At 63.0% G+C, this 22046-nt stretch carries 25 protein-coding genes and 1 pseudogene; 11 read left to right on the top strand and 15 right to left on the bottom strand.

The annotated features are described in order from the left end of the window. Positions 1-99: 99 nt before the first annotated feature. From FGL95_RS02880 to FGL95_RS02870, 3 genes are read right to left on the bottom strand one after another with little or no spacing between them, the layout of a single operon-like run. Complete coding sequence (locus FGL95_RS02880; protein WP_169584652.1) at positions 100-1089, bottom strand: helix-turn-helix transcriptional regulator; 990 nt, start codon at positions 1087-1089, stop codon at positions 100-102. A 45-nt stretch (positions 1090-1134) separates the two neighbouring features. Continuing rightward, entirely contained in the window at positions 1135-2655 is a 1521-nt protein-coding gene (locus tag FGL95_RS02875; RefSeq protein WP_169584651.1) for a long-chain-fatty-acid--CoA ligase, read from the bottom strand. A gap of 48 nt (positions 2656-2703) precedes the next feature. Continuing rightward, on the bottom strand, positions 2704-3672 hold the full coding sequence (locus FGL95_RS02870; protein ID WP_169584650.1) for a polysaccharide deacetylase family protein: 969 nt from the start codon (positions 3670-3672) through the stop codon (positions 2704-2706). A 238-nt stretch (positions 3673-3910) separates the two neighbouring features. On the opposite strand from FGL95_RS02870, the gene FGL95_RS02865 reads away from it, so the two are divergent. Then, the gene (locus FGL95_RS02865; RefSeq protein ID WP_169584649.1) at positions 3911-4921 is read left to right on the top strand and encodes a zinc-binding dehydrogenase; all 1011 of its coding nucleotides are present in this window, start codon (positions 3911-3913) and stop codon (positions 4919-4921) included. On the opposite strand, the gene FGL95_RS02860 is transcribed toward FGL95_RS02865, so the two are convergent. Continuing rightward, entirely contained in the window at positions 4899-5513 is a 615-nt protein-coding gene (locus FGL95_RS02860) for a TetR family transcriptional regulator (RefSeq protein WP_169584648.1), read from the bottom strand. The genes FGL95_RS02865 and FGL95_RS02860 overlap by 23 nt on opposite strands. Before the next feature lie 79 nt (positions 5514-5592). On the opposite strand from FGL95_RS02860, the gene FGL95_RS02855 reads away from it, so the two are divergent. Beyond that, entirely contained in the window at positions 5593-6819 is a 1227-nt protein-coding gene (locus tag FGL95_RS02855; RefSeq protein WP_240962642.1) for an acyl-CoA dehydrogenase family protein, read from the top strand. Positions 6820-6858: 39 nt separating this feature from the next. Here the strand turns inward: FGL95_RS02855 and FGL95_RS02850 are convergent, their stop codons facing one another. Continuing rightward, the gene (locus FGL95_RS02850) at positions 6859-7608 is read right to left on the bottom strand and encodes a tyrosine-protein phosphatase (RefSeq protein ID WP_338079683.1); all 750 of its coding nucleotides are present in this window, start codon (positions 7606-7608) and stop codon (positions 6859-6861) included. Positions 7609-7882: 274 nt separating this feature from the next. Between FGL95_RS02850 and FGL95_RS02845 the strand changes: the two genes are divergently transcribed. Beyond that, the gene (locus tag FGL95_RS02845; RefSeq protein ID WP_338079682.1) at positions 7883-8587 is read left to right on the top strand and encodes a phosphotransferase; all 705 of its coding nucleotides are present in this window, start codon (positions 7883-7885) and stop codon (positions 8585-8587) included. Positions 8588-8590: 3 nt separating this feature from the next. On the opposite strand, the gene FGL95_RS02840 is transcribed toward FGL95_RS02845, so the two are convergent. The 3 genes from FGL95_RS02840 to FGL95_RS02830 form a co-directional block, all read right to left on the bottom strand. Further along, on the bottom strand, positions 8591-8737 hold the full coding sequence (locus tag FGL95_RS02840) for a hypothetical protein (RefSeq protein WP_169584646.1): 147 nt from the start codon (positions 8735-8737) through the stop codon (positions 8591-8593). Between the two features lie 57 nt (positions 8738-8794). Further along, a complete protein-coding gene (locus FGL95_RS02835) occupies positions 8795-9121 on the bottom strand; it encodes an STAS domain-containing protein (protein ID WP_169584645.1) in 327 nt (108 codons plus the stop codon). Between the two features lie 259 nt (positions 9122-9380). After that, a complete protein-coding gene (locus tag FGL95_RS02830) occupies positions 9381-9806 on the bottom strand; it encodes an ATP-binding protein (RefSeq protein ID WP_169584644.1) in 426 nt (141 codons plus the stop codon). Between the two features lie 248 nt (positions 9807-10054). On the opposite strand from FGL95_RS02830, the gene FGL95_RS32715 reads away from it, so the two are divergent. From FGL95_RS32715 to FGL95_RS32835, 4 genes are all read left to right on the top strand, one after another. Then, a complete protein-coding gene (locus tag FGL95_RS32715) occupies positions 10055-10189 on the top strand; it encodes a hypothetical protein (protein ID WP_277351727.1) in 135 nt (44 codons plus the stop codon). Between the two features lie 187 nt (positions 10190-10376). Continuing rightward, positions 10377-10961 carry a CBS domain-containing protein gene (locus tag FGL95_RS02825; RefSeq protein WP_169584643.1) on the top strand — a complete coding sequence of 195 codons (585 nt, stop codon included), beginning with the start codon at positions 10377-10379 and terminating at the stop codon, positions 10959-10961. A gap of 37 nt (positions 10962-10998) precedes the next feature. Beyond that, positions 10999-11898, top strand: a complete 900-nt coding sequence (locus FGL95_RS02820; protein WP_169584642.1) for a universal stress protein — start codon at positions 10999-11001, stop codon at positions 11896-11898. 4 nt (positions 11899-11902) lie between these two features. After that, positions 11903-12790, top strand: a complete 888-nt coding sequence (locus FGL95_RS32835; protein WP_169584641.1) for a universal stress protein — start codon at positions 11903-11905, stop codon at positions 12788-12790. Here FGL95_RS32835 and FGL95_RS02810 read toward each other — a convergent pair. Next, positions 12739-13680 carry a universal stress protein gene (locus tag FGL95_RS02810; protein ID WP_169584640.1) on the bottom strand — a complete coding sequence of 314 codons (942 nt, stop codon included), beginning with the start codon at positions 13678-13680 and terminating at the stop codon, positions 12739-12741. The genes FGL95_RS32835 and FGL95_RS02810 overlap by 52 nt on opposite strands. A 160-nt stretch (positions 13681-13840) precedes the next feature. Here FGL95_RS02810 and FGL95_RS02805 point away from each other — a divergent pair, with 160 nt between their 5' ends. Both FGL95_RS02805 and FGL95_RS02800 read left to right on the top strand, forming a co-directional pair. After that, a complete protein-coding gene (locus FGL95_RS02805; RefSeq protein ID WP_169584639.1) occupies positions 13841-14398 on the top strand; it encodes a hypothetical protein in 558 nt (185 codons plus the stop codon). Between the two features lie 52 nt (positions 14399-14450). Then, positions 14451-14678, top strand: a complete 228-nt coding sequence (locus tag FGL95_RS02800; protein ID WP_169585202.1) for a DUF1918 domain-containing protein — start codon at positions 14451-14453, stop codon at positions 14676-14678. 12 nt (positions 14679-14690) lie between these two features. Here the strand turns inward: FGL95_RS02800 and FGL95_RS02795 are convergent, their stop codons facing one another. The 5 genes and pseudogenes from FGL95_RS02795 to FGL95_RS02775 form a co-directional block, all read right to left on the bottom strand. Beyond that, complete coding sequence (locus tag FGL95_RS02795; RefSeq protein ID WP_169584638.1) at positions 14691-14840, bottom strand: hypothetical protein; 150 nt, start codon at positions 14838-14840, stop codon at positions 14691-14693. Between the two features lie 428 nt (positions 14841-15268). Continuing rightward, positions 15269-16017: pseudogene (locus FGL95_RS02790) on the bottom strand (SDR family oxidoreductase). Then, entirely contained in the window at positions 16017-17006 is a 990-nt protein-coding gene (locus FGL95_RS02785; RefSeq protein WP_206071391.1) for an Acg family FMN-binding oxidoreductase, read from the bottom strand. The pseudogene FGL95_RS02790 and the gene FGL95_RS02785 overlap by 1 nt, the downstream one beginning before the upstream one ends. Positions 17007-17021: 15 nt before the next feature. Then, entirely contained in the window at positions 17022-17894 is an 873-nt protein-coding gene (locus tag FGL95_RS02780) for a universal stress protein (protein ID WP_169584636.1), read from the bottom strand. A 558-nt stretch (positions 17895-18452) separates the two neighbouring features. Beyond that, the gene (locus FGL95_RS02775) at positions 18453-19910 is read right to left on the bottom strand and encodes a wax ester/triacylglycerol synthase domain-containing protein (RefSeq protein ID WP_169584635.1); all 1458 of its coding nucleotides are present in this window, start codon (positions 19908-19910) and stop codon (positions 18453-18455) included. Between the two features lie 197 nt (positions 19911-20107). On the opposite strand from FGL95_RS02775, the gene FGL95_RS02770 reads away from it, so the two are divergent. Continuing rightward, positions 20108-20986 (top strand): universal stress protein, encoded by an 879-nt coding sequence (locus FGL95_RS02770; RefSeq protein WP_169584634.1) that lies wholly within the window; start codon positions 20108-20110, stop codon positions 20984-20986. A 27-nt stretch (positions 20987-21013) separates the two neighbouring features. Further along, the gene (locus tag FGL95_RS02765) at positions 21014-21445 is read left to right on the top strand and encodes a CBS domain-containing protein (RefSeq protein ID WP_169584633.1); all 432 of its coding nucleotides are present in this window, start codon (positions 21014-21016) and stop codon (positions 21443-21445) included. Between the two features lie 265 nt (positions 21446-21710). On the opposite strand, the gene FGL95_RS02760 is transcribed toward FGL95_RS02765, so the two are convergent. After that, positions 21711-21980, bottom strand: coding sequence for a hypothetical protein (locus FGL95_RS02760; protein ID WP_169584632.1), 270 nt, complete (start codon positions 21978-21980; stop codon positions 21711-21713). Positions 21981-22046 lie beyond the last annotated feature (66 nt).

The raw sequence follows: 22046 nt of genomic DNA, 5'->3' as shown, positions 1-22046 counted from the left end.
CGAACGTTAGGGGCACACGTATCGAGTTCTCTTGGCGCTCAGCGCACACCGATTGTATTGCGCGCAGCGCACCACCCGACCAAGTCAGCGTGGTTGCCCTCAGTCGGCCGCCGCTGCCGAGCGGGTGTCGGACGGGCGTTCACCGAAGGCGCGCCGATACGTGTTGCTGAAGGTGCTGAGATCTTGGAACCCAGACGAATAGGCCACCTGAGTCACACTCTGGTGGCTCCAGCCTCGATCCTGTAGACGCAATCTGGCGAGAGCTAAGCGCTCCTCGCGAATGAGCTCTGATGGTGTCGTGCCTGCCCGCTGCAACTGCGCCTGAACATGCCGGAGCGACCAGCCCAGGCGTTTCGCCACACCAGCGCCGGTGAGGTCAGGGTCGTGTGCATTTTCTCGTACGACGCGACGGATGGCGGACACCAGCCCTTCCTGCACCGCCACCGACCGAGACGCAGTGTCGGCGTTGTACGCAAGCGCTAGGAGGTCCACGACGCGGTCGGCGATGATGTCGAACTGGGCACCAGTCAGCTCGTGACGCTGCCTGCGCAAGCTCATGACAAGGTCGACAACGATGCATCCCAGTCCGGAGCTTGCATCCAAGATGGTGCCCAGCGGCGGCAGCACCGGCATCCGGGCATCCACCCGTGCGCGCGGCATCACAAACGCAACAGACGAGAATCCGTCACCGTGGCTGAGATCCAACGCGCTGTCGAGTGACGTGAGAGCCATGACTGTCGGTGTCAGCGTCGACTCACGATCGCCCTGACGGAGGGCCAATTCGCCCCGGACGGGCACGAGTAGTTCGTAGGCGTCGTGCGGATGACGGCGGATATCGGAGTTGCCCCGCGATATGACCTCGGAGTCGCCCCACCAACGGACAAGTTGATACGTGTCCGAGCGTTGGTGTTCCAGCTTGCCTCGATAGTTGTTCGCGAGGTCGAAGGTCATCGGGCAGTGGATCGAAGAAACCTGATCACGCCACCAGTCACCGCGCTCGTGACGGCGATGCTGGTCGCTGTGCAGCGTTTCAACGGTGTACAACGACACCTCTTTTCGCGCCTCCAGACCGCGAATGACCGCGGTCATATACGACGACGGTAATGCGCTGCATCGCCCACAGCAACGATCGGATCACCGCAGCTCCCGTTTGAGCACTTTGCCCGTGGCGTTCATCGGCAATGCGTCCCGGAACTCCACCAACCGGGGGCACTTGTAGACGGCCAACCGCTCGCGGCACCAGGCGATCAGTTCTTCGTCCGTCAGTGTCGATCCTGGCTCACGGATGACGAAAGCCTTTACCTCCTCGCCGATTCGGTCATCGGGGACCCCGACCACGGCCACGAGGCTGACATCCGGGTGCGTGATGATCATTTCCTCGAGCTCGCGCGGGTAGATGTTGAAGCCGCCTCGCACGATCAGGTCCTTGGCGCGATCGACGATGTAGTAGTAGCCGTCTTCGTCGCGCGTTGCGATGTCGCCAGTGCGGAACCATCCGTCGCGTAAGACTTCGGCCGTTGCTTCCGGACGCCCGAGGTACCCCTTCATGACGTTGTGGCCGCGGACGACGAGTTCGCCACGCTCACCCGCCCGAACCTCGTTCCACTGCTCGTCGATAAGCCGCACCTCGATTCCCCAGATCGGCATCCCAATCGATCCGGGCCGGTTCGGGCGTTCGAGTGGATTGAACGTGACCGTTGGACTGGTTTCGGAAAGGCCGTAGCCCTCGGTGATCCCGATACCGAAGACGGCGTTGAACCGTTTCAGCACGTCGACGGGCATTGCCGCCCCACCCGAGACTGCGATGCGCAACAGGCCTGCGAGGTCGACATCGTTCCCAGCTTCCGCGGATTCGGTGAGCAGTGCCCAGTACATGGTCGGGACACCCGCGAAAATGGTCACCCGGTGCCGCGCTATCAGCTCCAGAGCCGAGGCAGCATGGAACTTGGGCAGGAGGACCAACGTGATGCCCCTCGCGAATCCCGCATTCATCTGCACGGTCTGGCCGAACGAATGGAAAAGCGGGAGGGTGACCAAGTGGACGTCGTCGGGTCGTGCGTCGAACAAATTGTTGTGTACGACGGCATTGAGCACCATGTTCGCGTGGGTGAGTTCAGCGCCCTTCGGTTTGCCTGTCGTCCCACTGGTGTAGAGAACAACCGCAGTATCTGTGGCCTCGGTCGGGTGCAGGATGTCCTCAGTGGGATGGTCGACGAGAACATCGGCCAGGTTTGTTCCGACTCCCAGGCCGGGTGACGTAGCGCTGATGGTGACGAGCTGTTCGCAAGAGTCGACGTCCTGGAATCCCCGCCACGCGTCAGGTTCCGGTCCGTGACCTGTGCAGAAGTAGGCCTTCGCGCCTGAATCGCGAAGGTGATACGCGACCTCATCTCGCTTGAGCATCGTGTTGAGGGGCACGACGACACCGCCTGCCTTCAGGATGCCGAAGTAGACGATCGGGAACTCCACGACGTTCGGGATGGTGAGCGCTACGCGATCGCCGGAGCTGAGCCCTCGTTCGAGGAGGTATGACGCGACGCTGTTTGCTGCTGCATCGACCTCGCCGAAAGTCAGCCGGCGGTTACCTTCGATGACGGCAGTTTTCGACGGCTCACGGCGAGCTGTGTCGGCAAGTGTGGTGGCCAGGTTGAGCATGATCCTGCTTTCGAGTGACGACGGGTATGCGACGAACGAACTGGCTGCTCAGGACCAATCCCAGTCGTATTCGGCGCCAACCCGCTTCGCTAGTGGCTTGAACAGGCCTTCCTCGTAAGTCGACATCGTGTCGATCCCAGGGATGGGCGCGAAGTTGATGATCTCGCCGAGTTGCTCGAGGTCGAGCTCGGGCTTGGGTATTCCGGCAGCTAGCGCAAACCTCTGGAGATGGTTCGTAAAGCTCTCCGCGCAGGGCGGCATCCCGAAGTTCATGGGGTGCTTCATGGCCTCATCGAGGGTCACGAATTCCACCCCGCGCTCGAGAAACGCCTCGAAAATCGGAGCGAGGGTGTCGCGCGAGATGGGGGTGCCATGCACAAGCCAGATGAGAGGCGCATCAGCACCGAAGAGTGTGCGGGCCGTGTCTGCATGTCGATAGAGCATGTCGACCGCGGTCGACACGTGGAGGTTGCGTATCTGAGCCTGAAATTCCTTGTCCCCGAGCGTCACCGCACGAAAGTAGGGAACGATGAAGGCGAAGTCACTGAACCAACTGGTAATCGGCGCATTGCGGTAGCCACGCGCGCCGATGTATTCCTCCACCTCACCCCGTCGTCGCTCCGATCCCGACGACATGTCCATCGGGTACCGGAAGTACTTCGACGGTGCCGCTTCGATGAGATGCCCGATGTACTTCTCGGCGATTTCGAAGTCGTTCCGGAACGCGTCGTCGGACATCCACCGCAGCGGGGCGTGCTGATGAGTGTGGTTGCCAAGATGGTGCCCAGCTTCGGCCCAAGCGTCGAATGCCGCCATGTGCTCGGGCTCGTTGTCCAGCCGATACGTGTGCGAAAACCCGTAGGTCCCGGTGAGGCCGTATTCGTTGAGGGTCTTCGCTACCGACCGCGTGGTGTCGGTCGGAGACACGTCGTCGACAGCGGGGACGCCGTCCCATAGGACGAAGTCGTCGATGGTGACGGCGATCTGGAGTGGTCGGTCGGCGCGTGTGTCGTTCATGGGTCAACTCCGATATCGGTAGGGGAGGGCTCGCGGCGTGCAGCCCGTGTCCAACCGAAATTAGGATGTGATCAAGGTCACGTCTTGGTCGTGTGCGCGTGCTTCTTTCGTCAGGCGCATTGGTTCGGATCGTCCGCTCGGCGGCCCTGCGCTCGTGTCGAGCGCCGTGCGTTTACCACCAAGAACGCACCATTCCCGACTCCTAACGTCGTTGAAGACCTTAGGAGTGATCGACATCGTGAACACATCGCAGCAGATCGTTCTTGCTAAACGTCCCGACGGACATGTGAGCCCAGATGACTTCCGTGTCGAGCGGGTCGCGACGCCGGAACTCGGTCCCGGTGCGGTCGCGCTCGAGACCCTGTTCATCTCCATCGACCCGGCCATCAGGGGTTGGCTGGATGACCGGCCCAGTTACCTACCCCCTGTCCAGATCGGGGCACCGGTGCGTGCATTCGGACTCGCTCGAGTATCCGCATCGCGCAACAGTGCCTTCGCCGTGGGTGAAGTCGTTCGCGGCTTGGTCGGTTGGCAGCAGCGCCAGGTGGTCGAGTCACCCGACGCCGAGTGGGACCGGATTACGCCGCGTGCGGGTGTTCCTCTGGAGCACTACCTCGGTGTCCTGGGCATGACCGGCCTGACGGCATGGGCTGGGGTCTGCGACATCCTGCGACCGGAGCAGGGACAGACAGTCTTGATTTCCGGAGCATCCGGTGCTGTCGGGAGCGTGGCCGTCCAGCTCGCGAAGGAGGCGGGTGCGTGCGTTGTCGGCATCGCGGGCGGCAACGAGAAATGTGATCTGGTGACGAGCCTGGGTGCCGACTTCGTTGTCGATCGCAAGGCCAGTGACTGGAGAGATCAGCTCGAGAAAGCGACTCCGGACGGCATCGACCGGCTCTTCGAGAACTCCGGTGGCCAGATGTTCGAGGCCTCCATCGCACGGCTGAACAATCACGCAGTTATCGCGTTGTGCGGATTGATCGATGGCTACAACATGGCGAAGCGTCCCGCCGGGCCGAGCAACTTCGGGCTACTACTCACCAAACGCGTTCGCACACAGGGTTTCATAGTCCTGGACTACATGAACCGTGCACGCGGGGTCGAAGCCCAGCTCGGAGAACTCATGAGTGCAGGCAAGCTCGAGGCCGTGCAATCGGTGTTGCGCGGATTCGAGCAGCTCCCAGCGGCGTTCGTAGATTCGTTCCCCAACGGGCACCCAGGAAAGGTCATCGTCGACCTGACGGGATAGCTGCTGGCGGGGGCGCCACAAGCGTGGCGAGCGTGTCCGCGAACTGTGCGAGGTCCTTCAACGTGTTGGGGTTGGCCGATGATGTGCTGTTGAGTGCGCCGACGACGATATCCCGCAACACCCTGGCGTTGACGTCGGGTCTGACCGAGCCGTCGATTTGCCCCTTGCGGAGGATGTCGAGCCAGACGCGGCCGAACCGTCGCTCGCTGGTGCTGTGTGCTGCGCGGAGGTTCGGGGGGAGTGTGTCGACCATGCGGACGACAGCGGTGGCGCGGTCGTCACTGGCGTGCAATGCGTCCAAATGCGAGCGGATGGCGGCGCGAAGCCGCTGCTGGGGCGTGGCATCTGCGGGGACTGCGCGGAGGCCTGCGACGAGTTGAAGGCGGGCCGACTCGACGCCGTCGGCAAGCGCGGCCCCGACGAGGTCGTCTTTGGTCTTGAAGTGGAAGTACAAACTGCCGACTTTGAGTTCTGCGGCGGCCGCGATGCGGCGCAAACTGGCGCCGCCGTAACCGTGCACGGCGAATTCGTGGGCAGCGGCGTCGAGGATGCGCCGGCGAGTGCGCTCGGCCTTGGTATCGGTGTCGTCCACGACCCAAGCCTACCGAATCGGACGATCGTTAGTTTATACTAATCGGACGATCGTCCGAATATGCTCGAAATGGAGCCCCATGTCTGTCGTTGCACGCACTCAGGACCGCATGTCTCACGACGTGTTCCTTCCGTCAGAGACCGTTGAATTGCGTACGCGCGCAAGGGCATCGGTTGCGAAACACCTCGCACCCGTCGCTCGCGAGATCGGAAGCCGGGAGGAATCGCGGGACAGCTTCCCGTGGACGGCCTTTCGCGGTCTAGCCGCCGACGGACTGTTCGCGGTGCCCTTCGGCGGCGCATTCGGTCCGGGGCTCGAGTATCCGATGCTCGCCACGTGCACGGTCGCGGAGGAGATCGCCTACGAATCTTCCTCCATGGCAGGCGTGTACGACGGCCAGTGCATTCTGGTGCCCGCCACCCTGGCGCACGCCGCCGAGCCGCTCAGAGACGCTCTGATCCCGGCTCTGGTGTCGGGAGAGCAGGCCTTCGCGTTCGCAACGACCGAGCCGGAGACGAGTAGCGACCTCACCGCCGCGCGGCTCACCACATACGCCGAAGAGACCGCCGACGGCTTCGTCGTCAACGGACGGAAGCGGTGGATCACCAACAGTGTTGTGGCCGGGTGGGTTTCGATGCTCGTGCGCGCCGGGCACGACGGCACTCGCGCGCACATGCTCTTGATCGATCTCTCCAGCCCCGGTGTCAGAATCGGGACGCCCGACCTCAAAATGGGCCATCGCGGTCAGATCACGGCCGACATCGTGCTCGACGACGTCCACGTGCCGCGCGAGAACCTGCTCGGTGATTTCGGGCGTGGGATGGCAGTTGCACTGTCTGCGTTGGTGCGTGGTCGGATAGGGATCGGCGCAGCGGGAGTCGGCGTTGCGCAAGCTGCACTCGACCTCGCGGTCCACCGGCTGCAGCATCGCGAAGTGTTCGGTCGGCCATTGGGCGCGATGCAGCATTGGCAATTCCAAATGGCTCAGCGTGCCACCGAAATCGAATGTGCCCGAAGCCTTTACCAGAAGGCCGCGACTCTGCTGGATCGCGGTGACGCGACTGCCGAACCAGAAGCCGCCATGGCGAAGGCCTACGGCACCCGTCTGGCCAACGACGTGGTCCGCGAGGCGATCCAGATCCACGGTGCGCTCGGCTTTGCTCGCCAAGTCGGCGAGACCGGTGAATCCGTGCGGCTCGAGGAGATGTACCGCGACGCCAAGATCCTCGAGATCTTCGAAGGAGCAAACGAATTGCAGCAGTGGATCATTGCTCGCCGCCTCATCGGACGAGACATCACCGGGTGAGATGGTCGGCGCCCTCGACTGTCTGTGCTGTTTCGGAAGTTAGTCGAGCAGCCTCGCGCGGAGGCGGGCGAGCACGTCCGCGTCGATGCCGATGGTGTCGAGGTAGTTGTCGAACCCGCCGTAGTCGCGGTCGACGACATCCCACGCCGCGCGGATGAAGTCTTCGTGGACGCCCAGCACCTTGTCCGACACCTGGGTGAGATCACCGTTTCGCGCAACCACGACGGCCCGCAATGGCGCGATCGCGTCGTTGCTACGCAGATAGTCGGCGAGGATGTCGTCGGCACTGATTCCGGCAGCGCGCAGGAACGCGGCGATGATCCAGCCAGCGCGGTCTTTGCCTGCAGCGCAATGGATCAGCACGCCGCCGTCGGTATCGGCGGCCAGCCGAATCGCGTGCGCAAGAGCGCGCTGGCCGCCTTCGAGGGCGGGGAAGCGGGTGTACGCGTGTTCGAGGGCGGCTTCGGCGACCTCGGGGGTGAGTTTCTGCGGTTGCTCGTGCGGTGCGGCCGCCTTGTTTTCGTCGTCGTGCACCGGTTTCGCGTGCAGGGTTACGCCATCGGGGAGCGCGTCGGCACCGTTGTACGCGACCTCGTTGGTGCCGCGCAGGTCGACTACCTCGGTCACGCCGAGTTCGAGCAAGGCGCTCCGGCCGTCGTCGTCGAGGGCGCAGAGTTCGGATGAACGGAACACGACTCCGGGCTTCAACGCGCGTCCGTCGTCGGCTCGGAGCCCGCCGAGGTCGCGAAAATTCCAGGCACCGGAAAGGCGGAACTGGTCGACGATCACGATTCGAAGGTAGTCCAACGGGTGTTCGGCGCTGCCGATCGGGTCATTGCCACTTCTAGTAACTATTGCGCCGTTTCGAACCTCCCTGCGGGCGTTCTCCCTGCATAGCGTTGTTTTCAAGAGAAGACCACGAGTCGCAGCGAGGGACATGATGGCTACCACCCAATGTCGATCGAACACCCAGCGAGGCCAACGGTTGGTTGGCGGTTGGGGTGGGGCCGTCTACCGCCACGGCGGAACCGTTCGCCGGGAATCCGGCCCATGGACGCCAGCTGTGCACGAGCTGTTGAAGCACCTCGAGTCGGTCGGATTCGACGGCGCACCGCGAGTTCTCGGCACCGACGAGGACGGCTTCGAGGTGCTGTCCTTCATCGAGGGGCAAACGTGCGGTGGCGTCGCCGGCTGGCCCTGCTGGGGCCGCTCCGAGTCGAACTTGGTCCGTACAGCGCGTCTGATGCGACGGTTTCACGACGCGGTCGAGAGCTTCCGACCAACTCCGGGAATGGAGTGGCGCAGCGGCTGCCGCGACCTGTTACCCGGGGAGATCATCGGCCACAACGACGTCAGTCTTGCGAACGTCGTCGCCGATTCGGCCGGCCGCGTCCACTCGCTGATCGATTGGGACCAGGCAGGTCCGACAACTCGCCGACAGGATCTCGCCTACGCGGCGTGGCAGGTCGTAGGCTTGCATGCTCCAGCTCACGCAGCGCACCGGGGTTGGACGAGCCGACCCGACATCGCGCGACGCCTGAGCGAATTCCTCGACGCATACGGTCTGACCGATCGTGACGGATTCGTCGACGAGATCTGCGAACGAATCGCTCGGTCCGTGCGCGAGATGATTTCCGCATCCCAGCGAACAGGTGCGCCGGTCGCCGACTTCGTCGCCCTGCTGGAGGCGGACATCGAATTCATCCGATCGAACCGGGCCGCGCTCGAACGTGCGATTGCTGCACCGGAGTGGAGTTACGCGACGTAGGAGTCAGCCTGCCGCGAAGAGGTGATTCTCCAGCGCGAGGTGGGCCTGCATTCGTCGGACCGACCGAGCCGGGTGATGGTGTTGCCTGAACAACCTGTGCCGCCGTCGTTCCATGACGACTTCCAAGGTGCGATTGTCGGCTCGAATCATGTCGAATCCTCCGTATGACGCCTCGCCGCGTGGGCTGGGGACTCCAACAAGCTGGTGCTACAAGTACACGCTCGCAGATCGATCGAAATCAAGTAGTTGCTCGCCGCCACTACTGCTGATTGGCACGACTTTGTCGAAACCGATCATGGTCATCACTCGCATGATCTGCCGTGGCACTCCCACCAAACGAACCGATCCGCCCGCGACTATCGACTCCAGTTGCACTTGCTCTACCAGCGCCATAGCTGTCGCACCAAAGAAACTCACTTCAGACAGATCGAGGACCAATTGGCGTCCAGCACGCGCTCGGGCTTGGAGCTTCACCAGCAGTGCGGGGCAAGTCAGCAGGTCCAGCTCGCCGGACAGGACGATCAGATCGAGCACGTTGGTGTTCCTCATCAATGGCATCTCAATCGACATCTGTGTGACTCCTTCGCAGAACAAGCGTCCGTCCACGACGAGGGGTCGCAGGCCCAGTCTGCGAATGCAGGCAAACTCGCGGGGCCGCCTGTCCTTCGTGCGATAGCTCCCGCTGGCTGATTACTCCACAGTAGGCGCTCGCGTTTACAATGTAAACGGCTATCCGTTCGCGCGTTTCGGAGGTCGCGCCGCAGTATGGCGTGCCGTCAGGTTCGGCGGCGGCTCACTTCTGCCAGTACAACTCCACCGTGGTGCCTGCGTCGTCCGACCCGATGTGGACGCTGTCGGCGAGGGCTCGGATCAATGGGATGCCGCGGCCCCGCCAGCCAGGCGTGGGGGATGGGGGAGTCCAGGATCCGGTGTCGGAAATGGTGACGCACAGCTGGTGCGGGGTGTCGTCGGCGCGCAGTGTGAAGGATCCCGCGCCGCCGGAGTACGCATGTTCGACCACGTTCGCGATTGCCTCGTACGCGGCGTAGACGACATCGGCGATGAGCTCGGACGGCACATCGTGCCGGTGTGCCCATTCGGTGAGCAGGCTACGGGCATTCGCGGCGTTGACGGCGGTCGCGGTTGCGCTCAGCAGCAGGGAGTCTGCGCCCTGCAGTGACAGGTAACGACACCGGATCCGTGTGTCGGTCTCGGTCATCGTCTCTCCTGTCGTTTCAGTCGGCGGGTGTGACGCACGTCGGCAGTCGCCCCGTTTGCTTCGGCCCCTTTCGCTCAAGTTCTCCAGATCGCTGGATTTTCAAACATTTAGGGGCAGATCCCGTCGGACGAGGCAATGTATGGTCGGGACATCGGCGACCTTTCGAGTTTGTCGGGAGCATCATCACCTGCCCCGATACCCGCCCCGCCGTGTGCCTGAAGATCGCCCGCGACTTCCCGAGGATCGTCATGATCACTGAATCGACCGACCCGACCGACTCGTCGGCGGACCACGAAACCGACGACGGGCACGACTTCATTTCACCTGATCCCGAAGCCACACCGACGGAGTCGGCCGACGACGACAGCGACGCGAAAGAGTAGAGGAGTCGGCGACAACCCTTCGGGCCGCTGTATTTGCGGCCGACCGGTCGAGGACGAAAGTCGTCGGGTCTACGGGCCTGCGGACCCTACCCGTGCCGAATTGCCCACGGCAGGCTGGATGCCAACGCAGCGATCGCTGCAGTCCGCACTTGCGCGGAGACCAGCACGAAAGAATTGGGTGAATTCGATGCACGCACGGGACATCATGACTCGGCCGGTGGTTACGACCACGCCGGAAACATCGCTGAGAGACGCAACCGCTTCGATCGTAGAGTCGGGCTTCGCGGCGTTGCCGGTCGTGGACGAAAATGGGCGCGTAGTTGGAATTCTTTCCGAATCCGATGCACTGACTGCCGGGCCCGGCGAGCAAGCTACGACCGTTGCGGCCGCGATGACGACTCCTGTCGAGACTGTCACGCCGCGTTCGGACATCAGCACGATTGCCGTGCGAATGCTCAACGGCAGGTTGCGGTCGATCCCTGTGGTGGAGGCTGGACTGTTGGTCGGCATCGTCGCGCGTCGAGATGTACTGCGAGCGTTGATCGATGACGACGCGACAATCGCATCGAACATCCGCGCGCTCCTGGACGACTTTGCGGGCAGTCGACGCGCATGGGCGATCGACGTCGCAGAGGGCAGAGTCACGATTCGTGGAGGATTCGCCGACGATGCAGAACAGCGCGTCGTCGCGACGCTGGCGCGCAGCGTAAACGGTGTTCGCCATGTCGATCTCCAACCGATCACGGTTGCGAGCCTAGGCCAGCGTGCTTGACAGCGAAGTGGCACAACAGATTCAGGGCTGACGCCAGATGAGCATTCATGACAGCTTTCCTCGGATCGAATCACCCCAGGGCGCCGTGGTGGTGGGCGTGGACGGATCCGCGTCCGCCGAACGGGCAGTGCGGTGGGCTGCCCGCCTGGCGTCAGCTCGCCACCGGCCGCTGCACCTCGTGCATGCACTCGCGTTGGCGTCGCTCGGATCGTCGTTCGCCGATGCCTACCTCGATGCGCCTGCGGTGATCGATGCCCTCCGAGCAGGCGGACGCACGATAGTGGATCGCGCGTCAACCATTGCGGCAGAGGAAGATCCAGAGCTGGTTGTGTCGACTGAATTGTCATCGGAGACACCCGTGGCGACGTTGGTCCGGTTGTCGGAAGTTGCGTATCAGCTCACGTTGGGTGAGCCTGCTGCGGCGCACTCGATCGGATCGACGGCAATCGCAGTGGCGAGCCACAGCAAATGTCCGGTCGTCGTCGCGCGCGGTGACACACGGCCGAGTCGACGGCCGGTTGTCGTCGGAATCGACGGAAGTTCGGTCAGCGAGACGGCCACCGCACTCGCCTTCTACGAAGCGTCCAACCGCCGGACAAATCTTGTCGCCGTGCATGTCTGTAACGACTTCACGCACGGCGCACTGGCTCGGCACGCGCCGGTCGCCGACCAGGATCCGACTCGATGCGCGATCTTGGCGGAACGGCTCGCAGGCTGGCAGGACAAGTACCCAGACGTGCCCGTCCAGAAGTACGTCTACCTCGACGGGCCGCGGGAGCACCTCACCGAGTGGTCCACCCGGGCGCAACTTGTGGTCGTCGGTAGCCGTGGTCGAGGCGGAATTCGTGGCGTGGCGATCGGATCGACGAGCAATGCCCTTGTCCTGCAGTCGCATTGCCCGGTCCTAGTGGTCCGCCCACAAGAGTCGAGTACGTGACGCAGTGAGCGTTCAGGCAGGCCCTCGATCGGTCGTCGTCGGCGTCGACGGATCGAGTTGTTCCGTGCACGCTGCCGCGTGGGCGGCCGACATCGCCGAGGCCCGCAGGGTGCCGCTGGTACTCGTCCTGTGTCTCGAAGAATCACGGTATTTGGCCCACCACGACGACAAATTGGTCGAGACGGTGCTGACTCAACCCGACCGTCTTGCTGCAGTGCGCATCTTCCGCAGTAGCGTCGCAGATTTGCGACGACGGCACCCGATCCTCGACATAGAGACGCGACTGCTACCGGGATTCCCCGGGACAGCGTTGGTCGAAGCGAGTTCGTCGGCGTCGCTCGTCGTGGTCGGAGGGGATCGGTCGGCAGCGGGGCGGTTCCTGGTCGGGTCGACGGTTCGTCAGGTCGCCGGCAGCGCCGCATGTCCAGTGGCAGTGTGGCGCCAGAGTCGGCGGCACGTTCACGCGAAGCGAATGCCTGTGATCGTCGGGGTCGATGGCACGCCCGCCGGTGACAATGCGATCGCCCACGCCTTCGAATACGCGGCGATGACCGGAGCCCCTCTCCAGGCAGTCCACACCTGGCGCGGCGGTGACGCCGGCACTGAGGAGGCGCGAATGTCCGAGACTCTCGCGGCCTGGACCGAGAAATATCCCGACGTGGCAGTGAGCCGCATTCTGCGCCAAGGCAATCCCGGCACCGTGCTGGCAGAGCTGGCACAACACGCCCGACTGGTCGTCATCGGCAGCCACGCCCACAACAAATTGATGGACACCGTACTCGGGTCTACCGGCCAGCGCTTGGTGCATATCGCGCCGTGCCCGATTCTGATCTGTCGGCGTCAGCCGCGATCGTGCCACACCGACTGTGCGCCGCTGTCACCGATGCGGTAGATCATGATCAGCGATCCGATCGCGAAAACCGTTCCAGCCACAATGATTACGACATTTGCGATCTTATTCGCCGCCAATGATTCGACGAAACCGAGGCGACGACTCAGCCAGCCGACCGTTCGCGCATCGTGCATCGTCCACCAGATCGCCGACGCGAGGAACACCCCGATCGCCCACACCAGTAGCTGGTCGCCCAACTCCGCATGCTTGCGGAGCAACGGACCAGGTTGGCTTTCTCGATGTTCGAGCCATTCGCCTGCGTTCGTCGTGATCGGCACAAGAGCGAGAGTCACCAACGCAATGACAGGCGTGATGATTCCGAGTCTGCGGTGGGCAGCAGGCCACAACACAGAGCACAAGGTGAGAATTGCGGCGATCGGAACCAGCACAACCACGAAATGCACGAGCAGTGGATGCGCCGGAATGCCGCTGATCGTGGTCGGGCCCATAGTTCTCCAATCGATTCGATCAAGACGATCGAGCCACCTTAAGGCGCCAAGCTGGGAAAAGTCTGTCAGTACGAGGACGACGAGCAAGTCGACCGTCTTGGAGCGAAAATGCAGTCGAGCGCTCGGCGTGACCACTGTGACCGGGCAACGTGCACGCAGCACACACTCCGTCGCTACTGGCCCGCGAAACGCGTCGTGAATTCGGCCGCGACCCGAGTTGCCCAGCACCAACAAATCGTTGTTGTTGAGCGTCTCGAGTAGCCCCTCCGCAGGCCTGAGTGCCGCGGATGGCGGGTCGGTGTGGCCGACCGTCACCGTCTCGACGCATCTGCCGGTTGTCGCCCCTTCCTCGACTGCCCAGTGCAGTGCGGCATACGACCAGATCGATCCATTCACCCCGACGACAATTCGTCCTTCGGGCGCCGCGGGGGTCCAGGACATGGGTTCTCCTACATATTGCTTCGAGATTTCCCCACCGAGAGTGCCCGCCGTGCCTCGATGCGCCGAAGGGTCTTAAGTCACTCCATTTCGGGCACGAGTGCCGATTCATTCGCGCAGTACGACTCTGCCCACTGCCGGGCGCATGCGACAGCATTGGCACATGAGCGAAACCGACACTGTCTCAACCCGTTCGGCATGGCGCGCAGTGGGGCGCTCGATGGTTCGCTTCGTCGCGTTGGCGGCGTCAGGCTGGATTCACCAGCCGCGGGAGCGCGTCGGGGAGCGCTTGGCCTTTGCGAACGGCACCAGCGCTGTGATCTATCGAGAGACTGTTGTCGACACAGTCGGGCATGACGTGCCGGCCGTGCTGGTGGTCGAATTCCGGCTTCGTGCGGTTCATGGTTGGTTGCACTGGCTTTTTCGACTCGAAAGCATTCTGAACACGCCGCTCTTCGTGGGGTTCCCCGGCTTCGCATCGAAATTGTGGCTCGCGCACGACGAACACGAGGTCTACCGCGGGATCTACGAGTGGGACGGTGCGGAGCGCGCTGTGTCCTACGCCGAGGCGCTGTCGAAGATTCTCGCGTTGGTCTGCGTACCCGGATCCGTCGAGTTTCACGTCCTCCCCGACCACGAGCGCGACGCGTGGCTGAGCGATCGAAAAGGGTTGCCAGCCAACGAATATCACGAGCCACGCGCATGGTGGCTGGTCGCATGAGTCCCGACGAAGGAGTCGAACAATGAAGGCCAGCACAGGTGATTAGCTCGTCATCGAGACGGGCAATCTCGGTCGCGTCGCGCGAGAAGGGCTGATCGAAGAGGTGCGCTCGCCAACGGGCGAACCGCCGTTTCTCGTGCGGTGGAGCGCCACTGGTCGTGAAGCTTTGATCTTTCCTGGGCCCGACGCGCACGTGGTCGGCAAGCAAGAATTCGCGGCACGATGTGCAGCCCGCGCAGCGCGGGCGGTCCGCAATCAAGAGTCGATTCTGGCGCACTAGACACCGAATCGATCAGTCGCGTCGCTTCACGTGTGCCGAGTCGAGTTCCGCCCATTCGCGGCTCCAGCTTCGCCCGTGCCGCAGGAGTACGCAGAGGCTCGTCAGCCGCAGGCCGACCACGACCGCGAGCCCGAGCAGTCCGTAGCTGGCGATAGCGGTCATGATGCCAATCGCAGCGGCACTCGACGGGGAGCGTGGCGGGTCTACCCGCTCGCCTGCGCCATCGACCCAGATGGTGACGACATCACCTTTTCGTGCTGACGGGGCGACAATTTGGTCGACACGCGGGAGACGTCGTTCGTCTGCCACGTGATGTCGGCTCGGTGGTCTGTCTCAACGTCCACAATCGATGCGCTGACAGTGTGATTCGCCTCTCGCTCGGCGTGGATGGCATCGGCGGCAGAGGTGTAACTTGCTCGTTCCGAGCGCCGCGCACACCGGGACCGCCGCGATCATCGTTGCGGTACCCAATAGCTGCATCGTAGAAGAGATTCGGTCGCCGTTCCGCATGAGCGGGTTCCGGTTCCACGGCGAACGACGCCACAATCGCTCTACCCGTTCGCGATGCGATTGCGGGCCCAGCGACTCGTTCATTTCGTCACCGGCGCTGCCGAGCCGATCCCTGTGGTAGCGCCTCCGTCGAGGGTGAATTCCGAGCCCGTCGAGAAGGTTGCTTCGACGACGATGAATCGGATCATCGCCGCAACTTCGTCCGGTTCGCCGAATCGTCCGATCGGCTGACCCGCCACAATGGCTTCGTCCAACCCGTCCGTCATGTGGGTCCGGACCGGGCCGGGATGGACCGAGCACACACGGATGTTGTCCGCGGCCAGATCGAGCGCAGCGGCCTTCGTGAGCCCACGAAGACCCCACTTGCTCGACACATACGCCGCGAGTCCGGGGTAGCCGGTCAGGCCTGCGGTGCACGAGACGTTCACGATCACGCCGCCGCCGTTGTTCCGTAGCAAAGGCGCTGCGAAGTGCATGCCAACCACGGGCCATACACGTTGACGTCCATGATGTGCCGGAACGACGCCGGCCAGCCATCGGCGACGCCGCCGAATTCGATGACCCCCGCGTTGTTGATCAGTACGCCGAGCGGTCCGAGCGTTTCTTCGGCCTCGTTGAGTGCTGCGCGCCAATCTTTTTCGTCGGTCACGTCGAGATGGCGGTAGGCCGCGAGGTCGCCGAGCTCTTCGGCGAGCTGCTTGCCTTCTTCGTCGAGGATGTCGCCGATCAAGACCGCGATACCGGCATCGACGAGTGCGCGGGCAACCGCGGCTCCGATTCCGCGTGCGCCACCTGTGACGACAGCGCTCTTCTCGTGCAGTGCATGCATCAGATATTCCTTTTCGTGAACAGAACTTCGGAAAGGGGGCGTCGTGGCGTCAGCCGTTCCGCTCCTGGTTCCGGTGCGACACCCACTCGGATCACGACCTGCGGGGCGCCGGTGTTTCGCGCGACTTTGCCGATCATTTCGCGACTTCGGGGAAGCTCGGTGAGATGCGTGAGCGCGCAGGTGGCCAGTCCGCGAATTGTGCATTCGAGCAGCACTGCCGACAGTGCCTCACCACACCGGAGCCAATCGAGGCGTGCGTCGGCGGGAGTCGACAAGACGAAGATCGCAGCGCGGTCATCGGCAAGGTCGACCCGTCTCGAGTTCGGGCGACCCGGCGGAAACTTCCGCCCCAACGCGACGCGTTCCTGTTCGTCCGCCGACACCAACGAGTCGGTGGGGACTCCCTCAGGGAGCGTCGATTCGCCTGCCCACCAATCCAATTCCTCCTGGTACATCGAATCGTGCCCGCGCAGGCTGGCCGCGAGCGCAGACGCATGGATCAGTTCGGAGCGTTGACCCCGATCGATCAGTTCGATCTGCGTACCCGTATGGGCCAACAGAGCGGCGAGCGACGTCGCCAGCACGTCCGGGTCTGGCGGGGCGAGCAGGGGGAGCCGGTCACTGCTGCGGCGAGTGATCGCTGTAGCGGACTTGACGTCGTCGTCCGATATAGCATGGTCGGGCTCGACGAGCACCGTCGCGAGGTGTCCCGGATTCGAAGCGTCGGGTATGCGGGCGATCGTCGTTGTCCAACCCGCCGCGGCGAAGGCGATCGAGAGGTGGTGCAATACCGCACCACAACTGATCACCATCTGGCGACCGAATGCGTCCGTCGACGGAAGTAGCCGATCGCTATCGGCGAAGAGCTGCAACGTATTCCCGTCGACAACCCAGCGCCAAGGCTGGCTGTTGTGCAGCGACGGGGCTCGGCACGCCAGTGCCACAGCCGCTTCGATGGTTCTTTTGTCGAGTTTGGGAACTGTAGTCATCGCCGACGCCATCGATCAGCCGTTGTCCTTGCCAGGTACGACGAATACCGGGCATTTCGAATGGTGAACAAGGGTATTGGCGACCGATCCAAGTGCGCGTCGGTGCATCGACGAATCGGTCCGCCCACCGACAACAACGATTTGGGCGGTGTTGGACAGGTCTTCGAAGTAGTGCGCAGGATTTGCCTGTACGGCAAGTGAATCCATCCGAACATCGGGAAATATTCTTTGCCACTTGCTGATTCGGTTGTCGAGCAACTCTTGCGCCTCTTGCGCGCGGGCCGACAGGTGGTATTCGTCGGACTTGATGCCCAGGTGTAGTCGCCAGGCGTGCACTGCGAGAAGTTCCGACTTGCGGATGGCTGCTTCCTTCGCCGCGAAGCCGAAAACCGCATCGTTGGCAGCTGAATAGTCCACGGCAACAACGACTGGCCCCGTCGTCGGAATCGAGCCTTCACGGTGGGCGCGGACGATGACGAGCGGACATAGGGCGTTGTGTGCGAGGTCGACCGCTGTCGAACCAATCAGCAACTGGCGGATATGGCTGACCCCGACAGACCCGACCACCAGCAGTTCCGCCGACTCGGAGAGGTAGCGCAAGGTGGGGTGTAGTCGGCCCGTGATGATTTCTGTTTCGACCTTGACCGATTCGTTGCCAGCCGTGACCGCCGACTTCGCCGCGTCGAGAATCTCGCGCGCATATGGTCGTTCGAGTTCGATATCGATAGGCAAGGGCCCGTAGTCGTTGTCGGTGGCAATGACGTGCACGAGTTCTAGCGGCACATTTCGTGCGGTTGCTTCGGTCGCTGCCCATTGCGCAGCGTGAATCGCGGCATTGGAACCGTCGATCCCGACGCAGATTGACCGTTCGTGTTCGGGATCGTTCATGACGTTCTCCAAGTAGGTAAGTTGCGGTCGATTCGCCTTTCCACACAGTACGAATGGCGATCTCGGTGCAGAGGAGGCTTTGGTCCTCACTGCGGCGCCGATCGTCCCAGAAGTACGCAAAGGCGCACGAAAGGTCTCGGCTCGACTGGCGGTGACGTGCAAGATCTCGCCGTCCACCGAACCGCGGCATACAACGAACTAGCCGCCATGACGACCAGCAGACCTGAGCCCACCCGTCGACTACTTCGCCCACGATGAACTGCAGCAGCGCAACGTAAATCCCAAATGCTGCGCACCACGCGGCGACGGACCACTGTAGGAGCTTCGTCAGTCGACGCTGCGCGAGAAACGTTGACATCCACTCGTAGTCGAAATCGGCGTTCCACCAGGCGGCCACGCGCGATCCGACAGATCTGTGCCTGCTCGGCTCGGTAGGGGCATCGGATTCGAGCACGGGGCGACGTCGCGGTCGACGCCGGTCGCCGAGATCGAACGAGTCATCGGACAACGTATTCCCGGCCGGGTGTACGGCGATCGGCAGTTTTCGCGGCTTGTTCACTACTTCTCCGCGTCGGCGGGAAGATCGTTCGGCGAACGGTACGAGCTCGGGTATTCACCGTCGGCGATCGGCCTGCGAATCGGCTTTTCCGGCTTGCCGAGCGCGAGCACTTCAGCGAAGCCGGCCCGTAGGCACTCGACATACATGTTCGGGTCGGTGACCGCCGCCTCGTCGATGGTGAGACCGACGTGGCAGGCACCGTCGTACGACAGCAGCGTCAGGTTGGCAGCGCAGCCCATCGTCGGACCGAAGGCAGTGTAGGCGGTGACTTTCGCGCCGGCGAGATACAGCGGGAACTGTGGTCCGTAGACGTCGCTGGCCAGGAAGTCGACGCGCTTCAGCATGCTTCCGGCCACTGCGGTCGGGAGCAGATCCAGGCCGAAGGCGATGGCGTTGGTGAAGGGCAGCGAGCGTGCGTTTCGCGCCCGGCGGGCCTGCTTGTCGATCTTGTGCATCCGGGAAGCTGGATTGACATCGGCGACCGGCAATCGGAAGCGCATCAACGTGATTCGATTGCTGGCTGCCGGGTCGTCCTCCTTGCGAATGCTGACCGGCATGGTCACGCGTAATTCGTCGACGGTGGTGCCGTGCTGCTCGTGATAGCGCCGCAGACCGCCGGTGACAGCGGCGAGAAAGGCATCGTTCAACGTCGCGTCTGCGGCCTTGGCCGCACGCTTGAGGTCGGCCAAGTCGACTGTGACGAGGTCGAGGCTGCGGCTGAGGCCGCGCTCCTGCATGATCGGGGACAGCGCGTTGGAAACGGGTGCGACGGTCTCGGCGATCGAGGTCACCGTACCGACTGCATTGCGCACCGAAGTGACCGGATTTCGCACGAATCGAGGTCCAGCGCCGACCGCGGACTTCGCTGTCGAGGCCACCAGTCGGGCCGTCTGCACCACGTCGTTCGCGATGCTGGCAGGCAGCAGGCCGTGCCGATCGCTTTTCGGCGCGCTCGCTTCGTCTCGATGGGTAGTGGTCCGCGAAAGGTCGAACAGCAAGGGTGCGAGCTTCATTGCGCCCATGCCATCGGTGAGGGAGTGGTGAACCTTCATCACCAGGGCGGCGCGGTCGCCATCGACACCCTCGACGAGCGTCGCTTTCCAGAGTGGACGCACCCGGTCGAACGACGTCATGGCATCGGTTCTAGCGATCTCGAGCACCGCCGAGGCATTCGCGGGCGATGGTGCCTGCACCCGCCGGACGTGCCAGGTGATGTCGAAATGTTCATCGATGATGAACCGGGGCGTCGAGAGCCTCGCAGGCGGTTCCTCGACTCGCTCCCGAAACCGGACGATCTGCCTGCTCGCATTGTCCAGGCGGGCGCGGAGCTCGTCCCAATCCGGGGAGCTGTCGAGCCAAATGATGGAGACGATCGTCGCGCGCAATGCTGGATCGTTTTCCTGGTACCAGGAGAACGCATCACTGGCCCGCATGAATTCGCCGTCGTTAGCGTGCATTTCCCGTCTCCTGCAGTTGGTTTGTTACCAATCGAACACCTCACCGACCGGTCGCCACAGTGCCGAAGGCCCCGCGTTCGAAAGACAAAAGGGGGACGAAGGGTCCGCACCTCATGTGACAAAAGACAGCGGTATCACGTGGGCGTGCGGGCTTAGCGTTTCGGAGGAACTCGATACTGTGGAACAAGGAGATCGTCATGGCCGGTCAGCCGATCATTGTCGGCGTCGACGGTTCGCCGTCGTCGGGAAGTGCATTGCGCTGGGCTGCAAACGAGGCGGCACAACATCACGTGCCGCTGCACATTGTGAATTCCTGCGGTGACGCTCGTGGCTACGCCGCTGCCGTCGCGGAAGCTGCGTTCGACCGTGCACCACTCCAGGAAGCTGCGCGAAAGGTGCTCTCCCGTGCGAAGACCGACGTCGACGCACACTTCGCAGGCCGACACATTCCCGAGGTAAAGACGATTCTCAGTGATGATCCTGCCGAGCCGACGCTCATCGATTTGTCGCGGAGTGCACGTATGCTCGTCGTCGGCAGTGGGGGACTAGGGGCTTTCAAACGAGGGCTGATGGGGTCGGTCAGTACCGCCGTCGCACGGCACGCACATTGCCCGGTCGCCATCATCCACGAACAAGACGACGACGAATTCGTGGCGTCGAAGAAGCCGGTCGTTGTGGGGGTGGACGGCACGCGGAACAGTGAGCCGGCGATAGAGATTGCGTTCGACGAAGCCTCCCATCGCGGCTGCGACCTCGTCGCGGTGCACGCCTGGGCCGACACCAGTGATTTCGAGTATCCGTCGATCAACTGGCCCGCGACTGCGATGACCGAAGAGGTCTCGCTCGCGGAGAGTCTCGCCGGCTGGTCGGAGAAGTTTCCCGACGTAGCGGTCCACCGGATCGTGGTGAAAGACCGACCTGCCCGGAATCTGGCGGAACAGGCTTCCGGCGCAAGCCTTGTGGTCGTCGGAAGTCATGGTCGCGGTGGTTTCGCTGGTCTGTTGCTCGGATCGACAAGTCAGGCATTGCTGCACAGCGTGACCTGCCCATTGATCATCACGCGTGGAACTGCCTGACCATACCGCCAGATGTGAGGGGCGCTCGTGACGGACAATCGAGACGACGAAATTCGTTCTGTGCCAACAGTTCCGACCGTAGCCGAGGTCATGACGTCGCGCGTGGTTGCTGTCGGACCGTTGGCCACCCTGCATGAGGCACTGGCTGCCATGTTGGGCGCTGGGGTCCGACACCTGCCGGTAGTCCACGACGGCAGATGTGTCGGCCTCCTCTACGAATGCGACGCGCTCTGGGAGCTCTATCTGCGCGCAGAGTCGGCAGGTCGTGCCGGTGTGTGCGCGCGCAGTCCAGCTCCGTTCATCGCCCCCGATGCCTCGCTGGACGCAGCAGCCCAGGTGCTCGAACTCGCGGGCGCAGATGCGCTGATTGTCGGCCAGGGTGACCGAATCGCAGGGATTCTCACGACGACCGATGTCGTTCATGCAATTGCTCGAGCAGGCGCTACCCCGTCAAAGTGACTTTCGGCCCTCGAGGCGCGATGAACGGTGTCGAATGCGGCGGCTTCGGACTCTGCTCGCCGGACTGCACTCGGAGTGAAATAAAGAAAGAGCCTTCGTATGCGGTGGGCCTCATTCGAAGCCGGTTGGGCAACTTTCTGCTCTCGTTACTCCTGGAGTGGATACTCCGGATTTCACATTCCGGCTCCGCCATCGAGGTGATGACGCACCAACCCGAATGCAGCCAACACGACGCCGACCACCAGAAACGTTGGTTGCGACCAGCTCAACTCTTTGATGATGACTGCCTCGACAACGATCCACGCGACGAGAAGAAGCCCGGTGCCGATCGCGGCGGCGGTCGCCCTTGGGTCATGGGCGACCGCCAGGGGGTTGTCAGCGCCATCGGAATCCCGACGATCAGTGCCAGCGCAAAGCCACCGAATGCTTTACTGCCGAACGGAATCCGGTCGGTGACGATGTCACCTGGGTCCAGCACGCCGGTCATGAGACCGGCGGCCCCGACGAAAGCAAGGGTCGCGGTAACTCCGGCCAAGGTTGCTACCTAAAACGCCCAAATGTTGTGGAGCGAATGTCGCGTTGAGAGCTGCATGACCGTAAG

Source organism: Antrihabitans stalactiti, from assembly GCF_012932915.1.
GTDB classification, from domain to species: domain Bacteria; phylum Actinomycetota; class Actinomycetes; order Mycobacteriales; family Mycobacteriaceae; genus Antrihabitans; species Antrihabitans stalactiti.
Note: the sequence above shows the minus strand (reverse complement) of the source record. Positions and strands in the feature narration are given on the sequence as shown.